Here is a 15,357-nt window from a genome sequence, read left to right as displayed (position 1 = left end):
GCACGACGGGCTTGGAGACGGGCATCCTCTACAGCAACCCGCTGGCAGGACCGGATGACGTGGCCGGTTGGGTGGCGGAAGGGCCGCTGCGGATGGGGAGCCATGAAGGAGCCCTGGAGCTGTCCGGCGCACTGGACGACCAGGAGTTCGGCGACCACGCGCATTGGACGGTCTGGTGCCCCCGGGACTTCCCGGACGGCATCCGCATCAGCTGGGACTTCCGGCCGCTCGCGGAGCCCGGCTTGGCCATGCTGTTCCTTGCAGCCACAGGACAGGCCGGGCTGGACCTGTTCAGCCCGGCCCTTGCGCCCCGGACGGGCTTCTATCCCCAGTACCACTCCGGCGACATCAACACCCTGCACGTCTCCTACTTCCGGCACAAGCACCCGTCCGAGCGTGCCTTCCGTACCTGCAACCTGCGCAAGAGCGCGGGATTTGAGCTGGTGGCGCAGGGTGCGGACCCGTTGCCGCCCGCGGAGGATGCCGCCGGCTTCTACCGGCTGGAGGTGGTGAAGGACGGGCCCCGGGTGGCATTCTCCATCAACGGCCTGCTCCTCTTTGAGTGGGACGATCCCTCGGGAAGGGTGCTTGGCGGCGGCCGGATCGGGTTCCGGCAGATGGCTCCGCTCCGGGCTGCCTACCGGAACCTGGTGGTGGAGAGGCTTTAGGGACAGCGCAAAACTTGGGGGGACAGCGCAAAAGCGGACGGCCTCGAAGGGCCGCCCGCTCCTGGCAATACCTGGTTGTTGGAGTGCTGGCAGACTACAGTCCCAGGACCCGGTTGAGCAGGTTGGCCAGGCCGCTCAGGCCGGTCCCGCCGTCCAGGAGTCCGGTGATGGCGCACAGGAGGTTGCCCACCAGCTTGCCTGCGCCGGACTGCGCCACGATGTCCAATACCACCTGGTTCAGGTCGACGTTGAGTCCCAGGACATCGAGGTGAAGCGGGCCGAGGACAAGGTTCACCACGTCGCAGCCGCCACCGCCGCCGCCGGCCATGGTGGTGGGTGCAGCAGCGGCGGTTGTGGTTACCGTCTGGCTCACCTGGGTGGCCTTGCCGGCGAGGTCGGTGAAGGTGCCCTGCACCAGGCCGGTCACCATGAGCTGGCCGTCCTGGGCATCGAAGCCGGTGGGAGTGAAGGAGCCCGCAAAGCTGCCTACGCCCTCGATGGTCTGGTTGATGGTGCCCGTAACGCCGGCAACCTTTGATGACTGGGAGGCGGCAGAAGGAGCCGCGGGTGCTGCTGCCGTGGCCGGGCCTGCCATGCCAAAGAGCATGGCGCCGGAGAGGGCGAGAGCGGTGATTGAAGCTGAGACCTTGGTTCGCATTTTCGGTAAATCCTTTCAGCGCCGGGTGGCGGCGCAATGAATCCTCCGAGGCTCCGCCCCCATGGAGAACCCCGGCGGAACTGTTTATTTCAAATGCAGTTCATTTCAAATGCAGCCCCGACGGGCCGCGACACGTGGCGTTTGACTGGTGATCCAGGCCACGGGCACGTCGACCAACCTATTAGTAAGCATGCTGATCAGTCAAGCCCGTCGGAGGGCAGGCCCGTGGTCCGGGGAGTGGCGCGCGCCTGGCTGTCCATGCGTGGGGCAAGATAGAGGGGTTCAGCAACTGCCCACTGGAGGGAGGCGGCGTCATGGAGCCCGTAACGGTCGACGGTGGCAAGGGCACCGTGGAATTGCGCACCGATGGCATCATCCATCTCATTTGGGAACCTCGTGTCCGGATAGAACTCCAGGATGCGCAGGCGGCCATGGCGACGGTGAACCGGATAGCCGGGGATGGCAGCTACCCCATGCTGGTGGATATGGCCACCACGGAGGCCGTCAGCAGGGATGCGCGGTCGGTCTTCTCCATTCCATGTGCGGCCAACCGCATCGCGCTGCTCGGGGCAAGTCCGGTGGACCGGATCATCGCCAACTTCTTCCTGGGAGTCCATATTCCACCCTGCCCCACCCGCTTTTTCACTTCGCGGGATGAGTCCATGAAGTGGCTGCAGCAGGGCGGAAACTAGCCTGGCCGGTGGGGTTGTCAGCCGGCGGTCGGTGCCGTGCTCTGCCGGATGACAAGCTCAGGCGTGAAGACCACTGACCGGTGGACGGGGTTCTGGGACTCCACTTCCTCGGCCAGCAGCTCGATGGCTGTCCGGCCCAGCAGCTCGGTGGGCTGGCGGATGGAGGAGAGCGGCACCACGGCGGAGACGGCAAAATCGATGTCGTCGTAGCCGATCAAGGCTACGTCCTCAGGAATGCGGAACGTATGCGTCATGGTCAGTGACTGCATGACACCCAGGGCCAGAAGATCGTTGGCGCAGAAGATCCCGTCCGGCAGGTCCGCCCGGCCGCGCTGCACCAGCATGTCGCCCACGCTGCGTCCCGCAAGGACCGTCTGCCCCTTTGAATCCAGCACCTCCAGCGTGGCGTCCGGTTCCTCTTTCACGGCCCGCCGGGCACCCTGGAGGCGGTCCGCCACCTGCCGGATGGAGGTGGGGCCGCCAACGAAGGCGAGCCGGCGGCGGCCGGTGTCCAGCAGGTGCCGGGCTGCGAGGTACCCGCCGGCGTCGTCATCCACTGCGACTGAACTGAACTTTGATTCGTCAGCCAGCCGGTCCACCAGCACCGTGGGCACCCCGCGCTCGCGGAGGAGGTCCAGCCGCTCCGTGATGTCCCCCACCGGCGAAATCAACAGGCCCTGGACACGCTGCTCCTGGAAGAGGTCGATGTAATTGGCCTCCCGGCCGGCGTTGTGGCCGCTGTCGCCCAGCAGGACGGCGCTTCCCTGCAGTGCGGCAGCGTCCTCGGCGGCGCGGACCACGGAGGTGAAGAAGGGGTTGCCGACGTCCAGGACAATGAGTCCGATGGTGCGGCTGTGGCCCGCGCGGAGTTGCCGGGCGGCGTCGTTTCGGACAAAGCCAAGTTCATCGATGGCGCGCAGGACCCGTTCCTTGGTCCGTGCCGACACCCGGTCCGGATAATTCAGGACGTTCGACACCGTCCCCACGGCCACGCTTGCATGGTTGGCCACGTCCTTGATACTGGCTGTGCGGTTCATCGATTCTCCGTGCTGACTTGCCCGCTGCAGGAGGTTCCGTGCGGGAGATCAAAAGTTCCTGTCATTGCTTGACAGCTGCTCAAGTCCAAGAGTACTTTGAATCGTATTAATGAAACGATTCAAAGATCAACGTTTGAAAAAGGAGTCCCAATGAGGGTGTGCTTCCGTTCCTCGGTGCAGCCGGCGCTGATCGATGAATACCGTCGCCGGCACGCCGCGGTGTGGCCGGAGATGCTGCATGCGCTCAAGGAAGCGGGATGGCATAACTACTCCCTCTTCCTGGCGGAGGACGGCCTCCTGGTGGGCTACGTGGAGTGCGACGACTTTGACGCCGTCCGCGCCCGCATGGCCCTGACCGAAGTCAACGCCCGTTGGCAGGCGGAAATGGCAACCCTCTTTGCAGATTCCGGCCAGGCGCCCGACGAAGGGTTCCAGGTCCTGGAAGAAGTTTTCAACCTTGACAGCCAGTTGGCCGCACAGCCCTCGGCGGGCTGACGGGCTGAAGCAGGCAGCCCGCCGTCGAATCCGTCGGGCACCACCACCAGCACGGCTCCAGCAGCGGGGCACCCATCCACAACGCATCAGACAGACGCTCAGACACCGGAAAGAACCATCATGAATGACGTAGCAAAGGCGCTGGGCAGGCTCGGGGAGCTTGCCATCGAGGTCCCATCGTGGGCTTATGGAAATTCAGGCACGCGGTTCAAGGTGTTTGGCACACCCGGTACGCCGCGGACGGTCCAGGAAAAGCTGGCCGACGCCGCGAAGGTCCACGAGTTGACCGGGCTGGCTCCCACCGTGGCCCTGCATATCCCGTGGGACAAGGTGAACGACTACTCCGCACTGAAGGATTACGCCGCCGGACTGGGGGTGGGGCTGGGCACCATCAACTCCAACACCTTCCAGGATGATGAGTACAAATTCGGTTCACTGACCTCCTCCAACGAGTCGGTCCGCCGCCGGGCCATCGACCACCACCTGGACTGCATCGACATCATGCACGCCACGGGTTCGAAGGACTTGAAGATCTGGCTGGCGGACGGCACCAACTACCCGGGCCAGGACGACATGCGCGGCCGCCAGGACCGGCTGGCCGAGTCCCTGCAGGAAATCTACGCGGCCCTGGGGGATGGGCAGCGGCTGGTACTGGAGTACAAGTTCTTTGAGCCGGCTTTCTACCACACCGATGTTCCGGACTGGGGCACTTCCTACGCCCAGACCCTGGCCCTGGGTGAGAAGGCGTTTGTCTGCCTCGACACCGGCCACCACGCGCCGGGCACCAACATCGAGTTCATCGTGATGCAGCTGCTGCGCCTGGGCAAGCTGGGTTCCTTCGACTTCAACTCGCGCTTCTATGCCGACGACGACCTGATCGTGGGTGCTGCGGACCCGTTCCAGCTCTTCCGCATCATGTGCGAGGTGATCCGCGGTGGCGGCTTCGGCAAGGATTCCGGTGTGGCCCTCATGCTGGACCAGTGCCACAACCTGGAGGAGAAGATTCCTGGCCAGATCCGTTCCGTCCTGAACGTCCAGGAAATGACCGCCCGCGCCCTGCTGGTGGACACCGCGGCGCTGGCCGAGGCGCAGCGCGCCGGCGATGTGCTGGCCGCCAACGGCATCTTCAACGATGCGTTCTACACCGACGTCCGCCCGGTCCTTGCCGAGTGGCGTGAATCCCGCGGCCTGCCCGCGGACCCGATCGCTGCCTTCAAGGCCAGCGGCTACCAGAAACAGATCAACGAGGACCGCCTTGGCGGCCAGCAAGCCGGATGGGGCGCATAACCAGCCATGAGCAACAAGACTGTTGAAGACCTGATTTCCCGTTCCAACCGCCTGGGTGCGGACAAACGGAACACCAACTTCGCCGGTGGCAACACCTCCGCCAAGGGCACGGAGAAGGACCCGGTCACGGGCGAGGATGTACAGCTTTTGTGGGTCAAGGGTTCCGGTGGTGACCTGGGCACGCTGAAGGCACAGAACCTGGCGGTGCTCCGGTTGGACCGGTTGACCGCCCTGAAGAACGTGTACCCGGGTGTTGAGCGTGAAGACGAGATGGTGGCGGCTTTCGATTATTGCCTGCACGGCAAGGGCGGCGCCGCTCCGTCGATCGATACGGCGATGCATGGTTTGGTGGACGCCGCGCATGTGGATCACCTGCACCCGGACTCCGGCATCGCCATTGCCACCGCCGTTGACGGGGAAGCACTGACCACCAAGATCTTCGGCAACAAGGTGGTCTGGGTTCCCTGGCGCCGTCCCGGATTCCAGCTGGGCTTGGACATCGCCGCCATCAAGGACGCCAACCCGCAGGCCATCGGCACCATCCTGGGCGGCCACGGCATCACCGCCTGGGGCGCTACCAGCGAAGAAGCGGAAGCCAATTCCTTGTGGATCATCGAACAGGCCGAAAAGTACATCGCAGAGAACGGCACGGCCGAGCCCTTCGGCGCCAAGCTGCCCGGATATGCGGCCTTGCCGGAAGCTGAGCGCCGCGCCAAGGCCGCAGCCCTGGCGCCTGTGATCCGCGGCCTGGCCTCCACGGACAAGCCGCAGCTGGGGCACTTCAGTGACGACGCCGTCGTCCTGGACTTCCTGGAAGCCGCCGAGCACCCGCGCCTGGGCGCCCTGGGCACCTCCTGCCCGGACCACTTCCTGCGCACCAAGGTCAAGCCGCTGATCCTGGACCTTCCGGCCGACGCCTCCATTGAGGATTCGATTGCCCGGCTGCAGGAGCTCCACGCCGGCTACCGCGAGGACTACCAGGCCTACTACGACCGCCACGCGGATGCCGATTCGCCGGCGCTGCGCGGCGCCGACCCGGCCATCGTGCTCGTGCCCGGCGTGGGGATGTTCTCCTTCGGTGCCAACAAACAGACCGCCCGGGTTGCCGGCGAGTTCTACATCAATGCCATCAACGTCATGCGCGGCGCCGAGGCCATCTCCACCTACGCACCCATCGAGGAATCCGAGAAGTTCCGGATCGAATACTGGGCGCTGGAGGAAGCCAAGCTGGCCCGGATGCCCAAGCCCAAGTCGCACGCCACCCGCATCGCCCTGGTGACTGGTGCGGCATCGGGCATCGGCAAGGCCATCGCCACGCGCCTCGCCGCGGAAGGCGCGTGCGTGGTCATCGCCGACCTGAACCTGGAGAACGCCGAAAAGGTCGCCGAAGAACTCGGCGGACCCGATGTTGCCGTCGGTGTGCAGGCGGACGTCACCGACGAAGCCCAGGTCGCCGCGGCGATCGACGCCGCCGTGCTGGCCTTCGGCGGCGTGGACCTGGTGGTCAACAACGCCGGCCTGTCCATCTCCAAGCCGCTGCTGGAAACCACCGAAAAAGACTGGGACCTGCAGCACAACGTCATGGCCAAGGGCTCCTTCCTGGTGGCCAAGGCCGCCGCCAGGGTGATGATCGCCCAGGGCCTGGGCGGGGACATCATCTACATCTCCTCCAAGAACTCCGTGTTCGCCGGCCCCAACAACATCGCCTACTCCGCCACCAAAGCAGACCAGGCCCACCAGGTCCGGCTCCTCGCGGCCGAACTGGGGGAGCACGGCATCCGCGTCAACGGCATCAACCCCGACGGCGTGGTCCGCGGCTCCGGCATCTTCGCCGGCGGCTGGGGCGCCAAGCGCGCAGCGGTCTATGGCGTTGACGAGGAGAAACTGGGCGAATACTACGCCCAGCGCACACTGCTCAAACGTGAAGTCCTGCCCGAGCACGTAGCCAACGCGGCCGCCGTCCTCACCAGCAACGAACTGTCCCACACCACCGGCCTGCACATCCCCGTGGACGCCGGAGTAGCCGCAGCCTTCCTCCGATGAGTGCGGCTGTGTTTGCCGCCGTCGACATCGGTGCCTCCTCCGGGCGGGTCATGCTGGGCCGGGTCTCCCCGGACTCGGGGGTATCGCTGGAGACCGTCCACCGGTTCCCCAACGGTGTAGTGGAGCTCGACGGCGGCCTCCGCTGGGACTTCGACGCCCTGTTCGCGGAGGTCCTTGCGGGCCTCCGCGCCGCGGCTACGGCGGCGGCGGCGCAGGGCGAAACAATTGCCAGCATCGGCATCGACACGTGGGCCGTGGATTACGGCCTGGTGAACAAGGCCGGCGAGCTGGTGGCACAGCCCTTCAGCTACCGCGATGACCGGAGCAGGGCCGCCGTCGCGCCGGTGCACGCCAAGCTGGACCCTGCACGGCTCTACCGGACCACCGGGCTGCAGTTCCTCCAGTTCAACACCATCTACCAGCTGGCCGCCGAGCGTAACCTGGCCGGGCTGAAGGCCCTGTTGATCCCGGACCTGATCGCGTTCCTGCTCACCGGGGTGCGCCGGACCGAGGCCACCAACGCCTCCACCACAGGGCTGTTCGATGCCGTCGCGGGGGAGTGGGCCACCGATTTCTTCACCGCCCTCGGGCTGCGGAAGGACCTGTTCCCGCCGCTGATCCAGCCCGGGGAACCCTACGGGTACCTCCTGCCGGACATCGCCGCGGCCCTGGGACTGCCGCGTGAAACCACGGTGGTGGCGGTAGGTTCGCACGACACTGCGTCCGCCGTCGCCGCAGTCCCAGCGCAGGGCGAAAACTTTGCCTACATCTCCTCCGGCACCTGGTCCCTGGTGGGGCTGGAGCTGCAGCAGCCCGTCCTGACCGAGGCCAGCCGGGAAGCGAACTTCACCAACGAACGCGGCGTGGACGGCACCATCCGCTACCTGCGCAACGTGGGCGGACTCTGGCTCCTGAGCGAGTGCCAGCGGACCTGGGCGGGCGAGGGTTTCCAGCCTGACCTGGCCGCGCTGCTCTCCGCTGCCGCAGCCCTGCCTGCCGGCGGTCCCCAGGTCAACGCCGACGACCCCTACTTCATCGCCCCGGGCGATATGCCCGAGCGCATCCGGGCAGCAGTCCGGCGAACCGGGGACGTCCTGCCCAACGAGCCCGCGGCGATCACCCGCTGCATCATGGACAGCCTCGCAGCTGCTTATGCCAGGACCATCACCACGGCCGAACGCCTGGCAGGCCGTGAGGTGGACGTGGTGCACGTGGTGGGCGGCGGCTCGCAGAACACCCTGCTCTGCCAGCTCACCGCCAACGCCACCGGCCGCCCGGTCATCGCCGGTCCGGTCGAAGCCACCGCCCTGGGAAACGTGCTCATCCAGGCCCGCGCCGCCGGGGCTGCCACCGGGGGCCTGCCACTCCTGCGCGGAATCATCGCCGCCGGAACGGACCTTCGACGGTACGAACCCCAGGAGCTGACACTGAACGCCGCCAGGAATTGAACTCCTGGGTGTCCACAGGCCCAGGCGGCGGGATGCCGTCATCGTGCGCTAGAAATAGAGGAGCGTCCCGCTGGGGCGCCAACAACCGAAAGCAGGACGGACAACGATGCCCCTCTTCGACCTACCCCTGGCCCAGCTCCGCAGCTACACCTCCGACGTCACCCCGCCGGAAGACCTGGATGCGTTCTGGGATGCCACCCTGGCGGAGGCCCGTGCCTTCCCGTTGAACCCCGCGTTTGAGCCGGTGGAGAACTACCTGGCACTGATCGACACCTTCGACGTCACGTTCGCCGGCTTCGGCGGGGCACCGGTCAAGGGCTGGCTGCACCTTCCCGCCAACCGGGACGAGGGGGCCCGGCTACCGGTGGTGGTGAACTACATCGGCTATTCCGGTGGCCGCGGCCTGGTCAACCAGGACACGCGCTGGGCGCAGGCCGGGTACGCGCACTTCATCATGGACACCCGCGGCCAGGGGTACGGCGGCACCCTGGGCCACACCGCGGATCCCCACCCCTCGGCGGGGGATGTGGCGCACGCAGGCCTGATGACCCGGGGCATCGCGGCCCGGGAGGACTACTACTACCGCCGGGTCTACGTGGATGCCTTCCGGGCGGTGGAGGCGGCCCAGGCCCACCCCGCGGTCGATCCGTCCAAGGTGGTGCTGGCCGGAGTCAGCCAGGGCGGCGGCCTGGTGGTGGCCACGGCAGGGCTTACCGCGGGACGGCTCGACGGCGTCATCGCCGCGCTGCCCGACGTCCCCTTCCTCCAAGACTTTCCCCGCGCCATCGACATCACCCCGCGCGGGCCGTACCCGGAGATTGCCCAGTTCCTGGCACGCCACCGGGACCGCTATGAGTCCACCCTTGCCGTCCTCAACTACTTCGACGGCGTCAACCTGGCCCGCCGCGCCACCGCCCCGGCACTGTACTCCGCGGCGCTGATGGACGACATCTGCCCGCCGTCCACCGTTTTCGCCAGCTTCAACGCCTACGGTTCCGGATCGGGCGCCTCCTCCGCCAGCGGGGCGGACAAGGAGATCGAGGTGTACCGGTTCAACAACCATGAAGGCGGCCAGGAACATCACTGGATCCGGCAGCTCCAGTACCTCCGCAAACTCCTCGGCTGAGCCCGGGCAGCGGGCCGGTAAAGCCTAAGCTTGTTCGCGGATCCGCACCTTGTGCGTCCGGATCCGCGAACAAGCCCGGGATGGAATGTGACGGAAGCTGATTTTGCTCCCGCGGCGGCCCGGGTTTATGGTCTTTTCCATGACTAACCGTTGGTATGCGTATTTTTCGTTGGCTCTGGAGGGGCCCGCGTCTAACTGACACGCATCCAGCATTCCTTCAGAGCCAACAGGGCAGAGATTATTCTCTGCCCTTCGCCGTTTCTCCGGCGGGTTCTGAAATCCGGGCCCGCTTCCCATCTGGAACAGGACCCGAACATGAGCACCGCAACAGCACCGGCACAAACCACCTCAAACCAGCGCGCCAGCGACACCAAGTCCACGTCCAACCTGCGCGTCAGCGAGTTCACTCCGCTGCCCACTCCTTCCGACCTTCTCGCGGAACTGCCGCTGGACGCCCGGGCCGCTGCCGTCGTCGAACGCGGCCGCGACGAAGTGCGCGCCATCATGGACGGCGTGGACGACCGCCTGCTGGTCATCGTGGGTCCCTGCTCCATCCACGACCCCAAGGCAGGGCTGGAATACGCCCGCCGGCTGGTCAGCCAGGCGGAGAAGCACAAGGAAGACCTGCTGATCGTCATGCGGACGTACTTCGAAAAGCCGCGCACCACCGTGGGCTGGAAGGGCCTGATCAACGATCCACGGCTGGACGGCACCCATGACATGGTCACCGGCCTCCGCACCGCCCGGCTGTTCCTGCAGCAGGTCACCGCGCTGGGCCTCCCCACGGCAACGGAGTTCCTCGAACCGATCAGCCCCCAGTACATGGCGGACCTGATCTCGTGGGGTGCCATCGGTGCCCGCACCACCGAGAGCCAGATCCACCGGCAGCTCGCCTCCGGGCTGTCCATGCCCATCGGCTTCAAGAACGGGACCGACGGCGGCCTCCAGGTGGCCATCGATGCATGCGGTGCCGCGGCCGCGGCGCAGGCCTTCCTGGGGATCGACGGCGACGGCCGGGCTGCGCTGGTGGCAACGGCTGGAAACCCGGACACCCACGTGATACTGCGCGGCGGCCGCAAGGGACCCAACTACTCAGCGGCCGATGTGGAACGCGCCTCCGGTGAACTGGCAGGCAAGGGGCTGAACCCGCGGCTGATCGTGGATGCCAGCCATGCCAACAGCGGCAAGAGCCACCACCGGCAGGCTGAGGTGGCCCTGGAGATTGGCGCGCAGCTGGAGCAGGGCGGGGCTGCCGCGCGGGCCGTGGCCGGCGTGATGCTGGAAAGCTTCCTGGTGGGCGGCGCGCAAAACCTGGATGTTGCCGAGCACGCGGCCGGACGCGCGGAGCTGGTGTACGGGCAAAGCGTCACGGATGCGTGCATGGACTGGGACGTTTCCGCGTCCGTCCTTGAGCAGCTGGCGGCATCGGCACGGAAGCGGCGGCAGTCAGATTAGGGGCTGAAATAGGGGAAGCACTACTTTCACATCTGCCACATGAACATCTAGAGTATCTTTTTAGGTGGTTGGTGGATGGCTCAGCATCGTAACACCGCATTGGCACGTACCTGGGGTCACTGTTGTCCATCCGTCAGCAAAGGAAAATAGGGAAATGTCGGCAGAACAGAACTTCTCCAACGCGAAGTTCCTGACCGTGGCTGAAGTAGCCGAGGTCATGCGGGTCTCCAAAATGACTGTTTACCGGCTGGTCCACTCCGGCGAAATGCCGGCGGTGCGCTTCGGCCGCTCCTACCGGGTCCCCGAAAACGCCGTCGAACAGTACCTCAGGGGTGCTGTCGTGGAAGGCCACACCGAAACCGCCTGAGACTGCCTGTCCTGAGCGGCTCCCGATAAGCGGTACCCTGTTAAGGAACGTTTTACGTCATTGTAAGAATCTGTCAGTTGTTCAGTTCGTAGCTTTGTCCACGGACATTCTCCATCAGACAGGTACTGCATCTAGTTTGTAAGGAACTTTCGTGGGTTCAGTTATTAAGAAGCGTCGCAAGCGTATGGCCAAGAAGAAGCACCGCAAGCTGCTTCGCAAGACCCGTCACCAGCGCCGCAACAAGAAGTAGCGATACTTCAAGCAGCGTGGAAATGCCCGTCGCCTTCCAAGGCGGCGGGCATTTCGTTTAACCCGGCAAGAGGTAAGAATTATGCCCGCGGGCCGCGGATGCGGGCGAAGCCCTTCCAGAGGCCGTAGATGGCCCCGCCGAAGGTGGCCGCCTTGAGTCCCAATGTCGCGGCACGGCGGCCTGCGCGGAAATCGTAAACCGGCCAGTTGCGGTCGCGGGCGTGGCGTCGCAGCCTGGCGTCCGGATTTATGGCCACCGGATGGCCCACCAGCGACAGCAGCGGGACGTCGTTGTAGGAGTCGCTGTAGGCCCAGCAGCGCTTGAGGTCCAGGCCCTCATCATCGGCGATGGCCTGCACGGCCACGGCCTTGGCCGAGCCGTGCAGGATGTCTCCCACCAGCCGCCCGGTGTACAGGCCGTCCGAGACCTCCCCCACGGTCCCCAGGGCTCCGGTCAGTCCCAGCCGGGTGGAGATTACGGTGGCCACTTCGATGGGGGTGGCTGTCACCAGCCAGACGCGGCGGCCCACCCTCAGGTGCTGTTGCGCCAGCGCTTTGGTGCCGGGCCAGATCCGGGACGCGATCATCTCGTCATAGACTTCTTCGCCCAGCGCCTTGATGTCATCCACACTGATGCCCACGGCCAGGGTCAGGGCCGAGTCCCGGACGGCATGGACATCGTCCATGTTCTCGCCGCGGGCCACAAACTTGAACTGCTTCCAGGCCATACCCGCCGCCTGCCTCAGGGTGAAGGCTCCCCGCTGGTGCATCTTGCGGGCCACATGGAACAGGCTGGCACCCCGCATCAGGGTGTTGTCCACATCGAAGAACGCCGCCTCGCCGGGCTGCGGCGCAGCAACCGGCCGTGTGACTACGGCGACGTATTTCTCCTGGGGCATGGAGTTGAGTCTAGTCAATCCACTGGCCCGCCGCCGTCGGCGTCAGCCTCACGCCGGGAACGGCGATACCGTTAAGCCATGGCTACACCCCGCGTCGTCCTGGTCACCAAAGCTGACTGCCACCTTTGTGAGGAGGCGCGCGACGCCGTCGGCCGGGTCACTGCCTCATTGGGCCTTACCTGGAGCGAAGAGCTGGTGGACAACCAGCCTGAACTGCGGGAGCGCTACGCCGAAGAGATCCCGGTGGTCCTGGTGGACGGCGTGCAGCGCGACTTCTGGAAGATCGACGAGGTCCGGCTGGCACGCGTGCTGCAGCGCGCCATGGGCCGGTAGGGCAGTGGCGGCAGTTTCTGATGGTCCTGGTTTTGAAGGCATGAGCGGCAGGGACCTAGAGTGGACTCACAACGCGACGCAAGGGAGGTGCGGGTGACATCCCTGGGTTCTTCGCCCCAGTCTGTCCCGGACCTTCCGGATGCCACGGGCGCATTGACCAAGCAGATACCTCCTGCCGCCGTGGCCCGGCTCACCATCTACCTCCGTGCCCTGAACACATTGCTGTCCGAGGGCGTGGAGCGCGTTTCCTCCGAATCCCTGGCAGAAGCCTCCGGCGTCAGTTCTTCAACCCTCCGCAAGGACCTCTCCCATGTGGGGTCCTATGGCACCAGGGGCGTCGGTTATGAGGTGCAGTACCTCAGCCGCCACATCGCCGCCGCGCTCGGACTGACCCACGACTGGAAAGTGGCCATTGTGGGCGCCGGCAACTTGGGCAAGGCGCTGGCACGCTACGGCGGCTTTGAGTCGCGCGGGTTCGATGTGGTGGCCATCTTCGACGCCGACCAGATGGTGGTGGGCAACGAGGTGGGATGGCTGCGCGTCAGCGACGTGGCAGACCTGGAGACCGTCCTGCACCGCACCGGGGCCAACATGGTGGTCCTGGCCCTTCCCGCGGCCGTCGCGCAGGGCGTTTGCGACCGTGTGGTGGCGGCAGGCGTGCGCAGCGTGCTGAGCTTTGCACCCGTGATGCTGCAGGTTCCCGAAGGGGTCAATCTTCGCAAGGTGGACATGGCCACTGAACTCCAGATCCTGGCCTACCACGCCCAGCGGGCCCAGACGCCCGGGCAGACGGCCTAGGGTTTCCCTGGAAGTTTCCCCCCGGCCCAAGTCTTGGCGGACCCGTTAAAGCAGGTGGCCCGGGATGCGAATGATGCATCCCGGGCCGCGTGCAGTGTCAGCGGGCGGAGTGGCTACCGCCCGTACGGGTTGCCGAAGCCGCCCGAATAGGGGTTGGCGAAAGGCTGCTGCTTCCGGAAGTACGGGGCGGCTGCCGGAAGGTAGAGCAGCACGATGGCCGCAATTCCCAGGAGCGTTCCGATGGTGGCAAAGCTGGGGGGACCAAAGAGTCCGAAGACGGACAGTGCAGCGAAGACCGTTCCCAGGATGCGGGCCCAGTTCTTGCCCTTTCGGACGAAGAAGGCCACCAGCAGGTAGAGGGCCACGCCGATGATCGCGAACACCACCAGGGTGCCGGCGATGACCCCCTTAATGTCGTCATAGGTGACTCCACTGGCGCCTCCGGCCGCCATCTGGTCCTCGAATGTCCGCCGGAACACCGGATCATCCAGCTGCGTCAGCCCGGTCAGCAGGGAGATCACGAAGATCACTGCCGACGCGATCAACAGCCAGAACGAGATGTTCACCAGCTGCGGGACGCCGTTGCCTCCGGCCGGCTGCGGCTGCTCCGACGGGTACTGGCCGTAGGGGGACTGCCCGTAGGGCGGCTGGCCGTACTGGGGTGCATTCTGCCCGAACTGGGCGCCATACTGCGGCGGGTTCTGGCCGTAGCCCGGGGCCTGCGGCGCATTCTGGCCGTACTGGGGCTGATTTTGGCCGTACTGCGGCGCTGCCGGCGGCTGGTTCTGGCCGTACTGGGGCGCGTTCTGCCCATATTGCGGGGCGTTCTGGCCATACTGCGGCGCATTCTGCCCGTAGCGGGGCTGCTGCTGGTCTCCGGACTGGGGGCTGCCGGCCTGTTCATGCCCCGGCTGGTCGTTGCTGGGGTCTTGGGGCGACGGGGGCGGGACGGGAGGAGTACTCATGGCGTTCCTTCTGCAGGTCGGGATCCGGGTAGGCTGCCGGGAATCAGTCCTCTGCCTTCCCCCAGCATGGCTTAAGTCCACCGTACCCCCGGCGGGCGGCGTTGTGGGTGATTCAGCGGGTATTGGCGCAGGTGGTTGCCGTTAAACAGGGAACCCCGGCGCCAGGCCGGGGAGGCCTGGTGCCGGGGTTGTGCCCTGGCGGGCGGAACTACGCTGCGGGCGCGATGAAGGCGAGTTCGAGGTTGATGGCAACCTTGTCGCTGACCAGCACGCCGCCGGCTTCCAGGACGGCGTTCCAGGTGAGGCCGAAGTCCTTGCGGCTGATGGTGGTCTCGGCGGAGACGCCGGCGCGGGTGTTGCCGAACGGATCAACGGCAACACCGTTGAATTCGGTTTCCAGGGTCACCGGGCGGGTGACACCCTTGATGGTCAGGTCGCCGGTGAGCTCGTAGCTGTTGCCCTTGGCCACCAGGCCGTTGGATACGAAGGAGATCTCGGGGAACTTCTCCACATCGAAGAAGTCCTCGCCCTTGACGTGGCCGTCGCGGTTGGCGTCGCCGGAGTCGAAGCTGGCGGTCTGGATGGTGGCGTTGATCCTGGACTCAGCCACATCCTGGCCCAGGTCCAGCGTGGCAGCGGCCTCTTTGAACTGGCCGCGGACCTTGCTGATGCCGGCGTGCCGGACAGTGAAGCCGATCTCGCTGTGGGAGTTGTCCAGGGTCCAGGTGCCGGTGGTGACGTCTGCGGGAAGTGCCATGATGTTGCTCCTTGTAAAGGTGTATGTACTGAGGTCCTGCCGTTGAACCTTCATCTGTTGAAGCCTCAACTAACTTGCTG

The 15,357-nt window shown here is 65.8% G+C and carries 18 protein-coding genes; 12 read left to right on the top strand and 6 right to left on the bottom strand.

Features of this window, described 5'->3' with window-relative positions:
* The first annotated feature begins 11 nt into the window (after positions 1-11).
* Positions 12-668 carry a DUF1961 family protein gene (locus LDO14_RS16665; protein ID WP_223992629.1) on the top strand — a complete coding sequence of 219 codons (657 nt, stop codon included), beginning with the start codon at positions 12-14 and terminating at the stop codon, positions 666-668.
* A gap of 94 nt (positions 669-762) precedes the next feature.
* Here the strand turns inward: LDO14_RS16665 and LDO14_RS16660 are convergent, their stop codons facing one another.
* Together LDO14_RS16660 and LDO14_RS16655 are read right to left on the bottom strand one after the other, a co-directional pair.
* Entirely contained in the window at positions 763-1,326 is a 564-nt protein-coding gene (locus tag LDO14_RS16660; RefSeq protein WP_223992628.1) for an ABC transporter substrate-binding protein, read from the bottom strand.
* Between the two features lie 197 nt (positions 1,327-1,523).
* The gene (locus LDO14_RS16655; protein ID WP_018768911.1) at positions 1,524-1,706 is read right to left on the bottom strand and encodes a hypothetical protein; all 183 of its coding nucleotides are present in this window, start codon (positions 1,704-1,706) and stop codon (positions 1,524-1,526) included.
* On the opposite strand from LDO14_RS16655, the gene LDO14_RS16650 reads away from it, so the two are divergent.
* A complete protein-coding gene (locus LDO14_RS16650) occupies positions 1,641-2,018 on the top strand; it encodes an STAS/SEC14 domain-containing protein (RefSeq protein WP_043424831.1) in 378 nt (125 codons plus the stop codon). The two genes, LDO14_RS16655 and LDO14_RS16650, sit on opposite strands and share 66 nt — an antisense overlap.
* A 17-nt stretch (positions 2,019-2,035) precedes the next feature.
* Here LDO14_RS16650 and LDO14_RS16645 read toward each other — a convergent pair whose 3' ends face one another.
* Entirely contained in the window at positions 2,036-3,055 is a 1,020-nt protein-coding gene (locus LDO14_RS16645; RefSeq protein ID WP_223992627.1) for a LacI family DNA-binding transcriptional regulator, read from the bottom strand.
* Positions 3,056-3,205: 150 nt separating this feature from the next.
* On the opposite strand from LDO14_RS16645, the gene LDO14_RS16640 reads away from it, so the two are divergent.
* The 8 genes from LDO14_RS16640 to LDO14_RS16605 all read left to right on the top strand — a co-directional run bounded on the left by LDO14_RS16640 (position 3,206) and on the right by LDO14_RS16605 (position 11,526).
* Entirely contained in the window at positions 3,206-3,550 is a 345-nt protein-coding gene (locus LDO14_RS16640; protein WP_018768908.1) for an L-rhamnose mutarotase, read from the top strand.
* Between the two features lie 120 nt (positions 3,551-3,670).
* Positions 3,671-4,837 carry an L-rhamnose isomerase gene (gene rhaI / locus LDO14_RS16635; protein WP_223992626.1) on the top strand — a complete coding sequence of 389 codons (1,167 nt, stop codon included), beginning with the start codon at positions 3,671-3,673 and terminating at the stop codon, positions 4,835-4,837.
* A gap of 6 nt (positions 4,838-4,843) precedes the next feature.
* A complete protein-coding gene (locus tag LDO14_RS16630; RefSeq protein WP_223992616.1) occupies positions 4,844-6,880 on the top strand; it encodes a bifunctional aldolase/short-chain dehydrogenase in 2,037 nt (678 codons plus the stop codon).
* Positions 6,877-8,328 carry a rhamnulokinase family protein gene (locus LDO14_RS16625; RefSeq protein ID WP_223992614.1) on the top strand — a complete coding sequence of 484 codons (1,452 nt, stop codon included), beginning with the start codon at positions 6,877-6,879 and terminating at the stop codon, positions 8,326-8,328. The genes LDO14_RS16630 and LDO14_RS16625 overlap by 4 nt, the downstream gene beginning before the upstream one ends.
* A gap of 106 nt (positions 8,329-8,434) precedes the next feature.
* On the top strand, positions 8,435-9,454 hold the full coding sequence (locus LDO14_RS16620) for an acetylxylan esterase (RefSeq protein WP_134164113.1): 1,020 nt from the start codon (positions 8,435-8,437) through the stop codon (positions 9,452-9,454).
* Between the two features lie 315 nt (positions 9,455-9,769).
* Entirely contained in the window at positions 9,770-10,909 is a 1,140-nt protein-coding gene (locus LDO14_RS16615) for a 3-deoxy-7-phosphoheptulonate synthase (protein WP_018768903.1), read from the top strand.
* Between the two features lie 154 nt (positions 10,910-11,063).
* Positions 11,064-11,276 carry a helix-turn-helix domain-containing protein gene (locus LDO14_RS16610; RefSeq protein WP_018768902.1) on the top strand — a complete coding sequence of 71 codons (213 nt, stop codon included), beginning with the start codon at positions 11,064-11,066 and terminating at the stop codon, positions 11,274-11,276.
* 151 nt (positions 11,277-11,427) lie between these two features.
* Entirely contained in the window at positions 11,428-11,526 is a 99-nt protein-coding gene (locus LDO14_RS16605) for an AURKAIP1/COX24 domain-containing protein (RefSeq protein ID WP_003792170.1), read from the top strand.
* A 79-nt stretch (positions 11,527-11,605) separates the two neighbouring features.
* Here LDO14_RS16605 and LDO14_RS16600 read toward each other — a convergent pair whose 3' ends face one another.
* Entirely contained in the window at positions 11,606-12,424 is an 819-nt protein-coding gene (locus tag LDO14_RS16600; protein WP_018768901.1) for an HAD-IB family hydrolase, read from the bottom strand.
* A 78-nt stretch (positions 12,425-12,502) separates the two neighbouring features.
* Here LDO14_RS16600 and LDO14_RS16595 point away from each other — a divergent pair, with 78 nt between their 5' ends.
* Together LDO14_RS16595 and LDO14_RS16590 are read left to right on the top strand one after the other, a co-directional pair.
* A complete protein-coding gene (locus LDO14_RS16595; RefSeq protein ID WP_018768900.1) occupies positions 12,503-12,757 on the top strand; it encodes a glutaredoxin family protein in 255 nt (84 codons plus the stop codon).
* A gap of 93 nt (positions 12,758-12,850) precedes the next feature.
* Positions 12,851-13,555 carry a redox-sensing transcriptional repressor Rex gene (locus LDO14_RS16590; RefSeq protein ID WP_018768899.1) on the top strand — a complete coding sequence of 235 codons (705 nt, stop codon included), beginning with the start codon at positions 12,851-12,853 and terminating at the stop codon, positions 13,553-13,555.
* A gap of 113 nt (positions 13,556-13,668) precedes the next feature.
* On the opposite strand, the gene LDO14_RS16585 is transcribed toward LDO14_RS16590, so the two are convergent.
* Together LDO14_RS16585 and LDO14_RS16580 are read right to left on the bottom strand one after the other, a co-directional pair.
* Positions 13,669-14,520, bottom strand: a complete 852-nt coding sequence (locus LDO14_RS16585) for a hypothetical protein (protein WP_018768898.1) — start codon at positions 14,518-14,520, stop codon at positions 13,669-13,671.
* Positions 14,521-14,728: 208 nt separating this feature from the next.
* A complete protein-coding gene (locus LDO14_RS16580; protein WP_018768897.1) occupies positions 14,729-15,277 on the bottom strand; it encodes a YceI family protein in 549 nt (182 codons plus the stop codon).
* Positions 15,278-15,357: the final 80 nt, after the last annotated feature.

It is taken from the genome of Arthrobacter sp. NicSoilB11, assembly GCF_019977375.1.
In the GTDB taxonomy this organism is placed as follows: domain Bacteria; phylum Actinomycetota; class Actinomycetes; order Actinomycetales; family Micrococcaceae; genus Arthrobacter.
The sequence above is the reverse complement of the archived record's forward strand: the minus strand, read 5'-3'. Positions and strand labels throughout refer to the sequence as shown.

Bases quoted from the DNA above. Each gene is read 5' to 3' on its own strand.
- LDO14_RS16600 (WP_018768901.1), bottom strand. From the start codon at position 12,424: ATGCCCCAGGAGAAATACGTCGCCGTAGTCACACGGCCGGTTGCTGCG.
- LDO14_RS16630 (WP_223992616.1), top strand. From the start codon at position 4,844: ATGAGCAACAAGACTGTTGAAGACCTGATTTCCCGTTCCAACCGCCTG.
- LDO14_RS16580 (WP_018768897.1), bottom strand. From the start codon at position 15,277: ATGGCACTTCCCGCAGACGTCACCACCGGCACCTGGACCCTGGACAAC.
- LDO14_RS16645 (WP_223992627.1), bottom strand. From the start codon at position 3,055: ATGAACCGCACAGCCAGTATCAAGGACGTGGCCAACCATGCAAGCGTG.
- LDO14_RS16610 (WP_018768902.1), top strand. From the start codon at position 11,064: ATGTCGGCAGAACAGAACTTCTCCAACGCGAAGTTCCTGACCGTGGCT.
- LDO14_RS16620 (WP_134164113.1), top strand. From the start codon at position 8,435: ATGCCCCTCTTCGACCTACCCCTGGCCCAGCTCCGCAGCTACACCTCC.
- LDO14_RS16585 (WP_018768898.1), bottom strand. From the start codon at position 14,520: ATGAGTACTCCTCCCGTCCCGCCCCCGTCGCCCCAAGACCCCAGCAAC.
- LDO14_RS16595 (WP_018768900.1), top strand. From the start codon at position 12,503: ATGGCTACACCCCGCGTCGTCCTGGTCACCAAAGCTGACTGCCACCTT.
- rhaI (WP_223992626.1), top strand. From the start codon at position 3,671: ATGAATGACGTAGCAAAGGCGCTGGGCAGGCTCGGGGAGCTTGCCATC.
- LDO14_RS16625 (WP_223992614.1), top strand. From the start codon at position 6,877: ATGAGTGCGGCTGTGTTTGCCGCCGTCGACATCGGTGCCTCCTCCGGG.
- LDO14_RS16660 (WP_223992628.1), bottom strand. From the start codon at position 1,326: ATGCGAACCAAGGTCTCAGCTTCAATCACCGCTCTCGCCCTCTCCGGC.
- LDO14_RS16615 (WP_018768903.1), top strand. From the start codon at position 9,770: ATGAGCACCGCAACAGCACCGGCACAAACCACCTCAAACCAGCGCGCC.
- LDO14_RS16650 (WP_043424831.1), top strand. From the start codon at position 1,641: ATGGAGCCCGTAACGGTCGACGGTGGCAAGGGCACCGTGGAATTGCGC.
- LDO14_RS16640 (WP_018768908.1), top strand. From the start codon at position 3,206: ATGAGGGTGTGCTTCCGTTCCTCGGTGCAGCCGGCGCTGATCGATGAA.
- LDO14_RS16655 (WP_018768911.1), bottom strand. From the start codon at position 1,706: ATGGATGATGCCATCGGTGCGCAATTCCACGGTGCCCTTGCCACCGTC.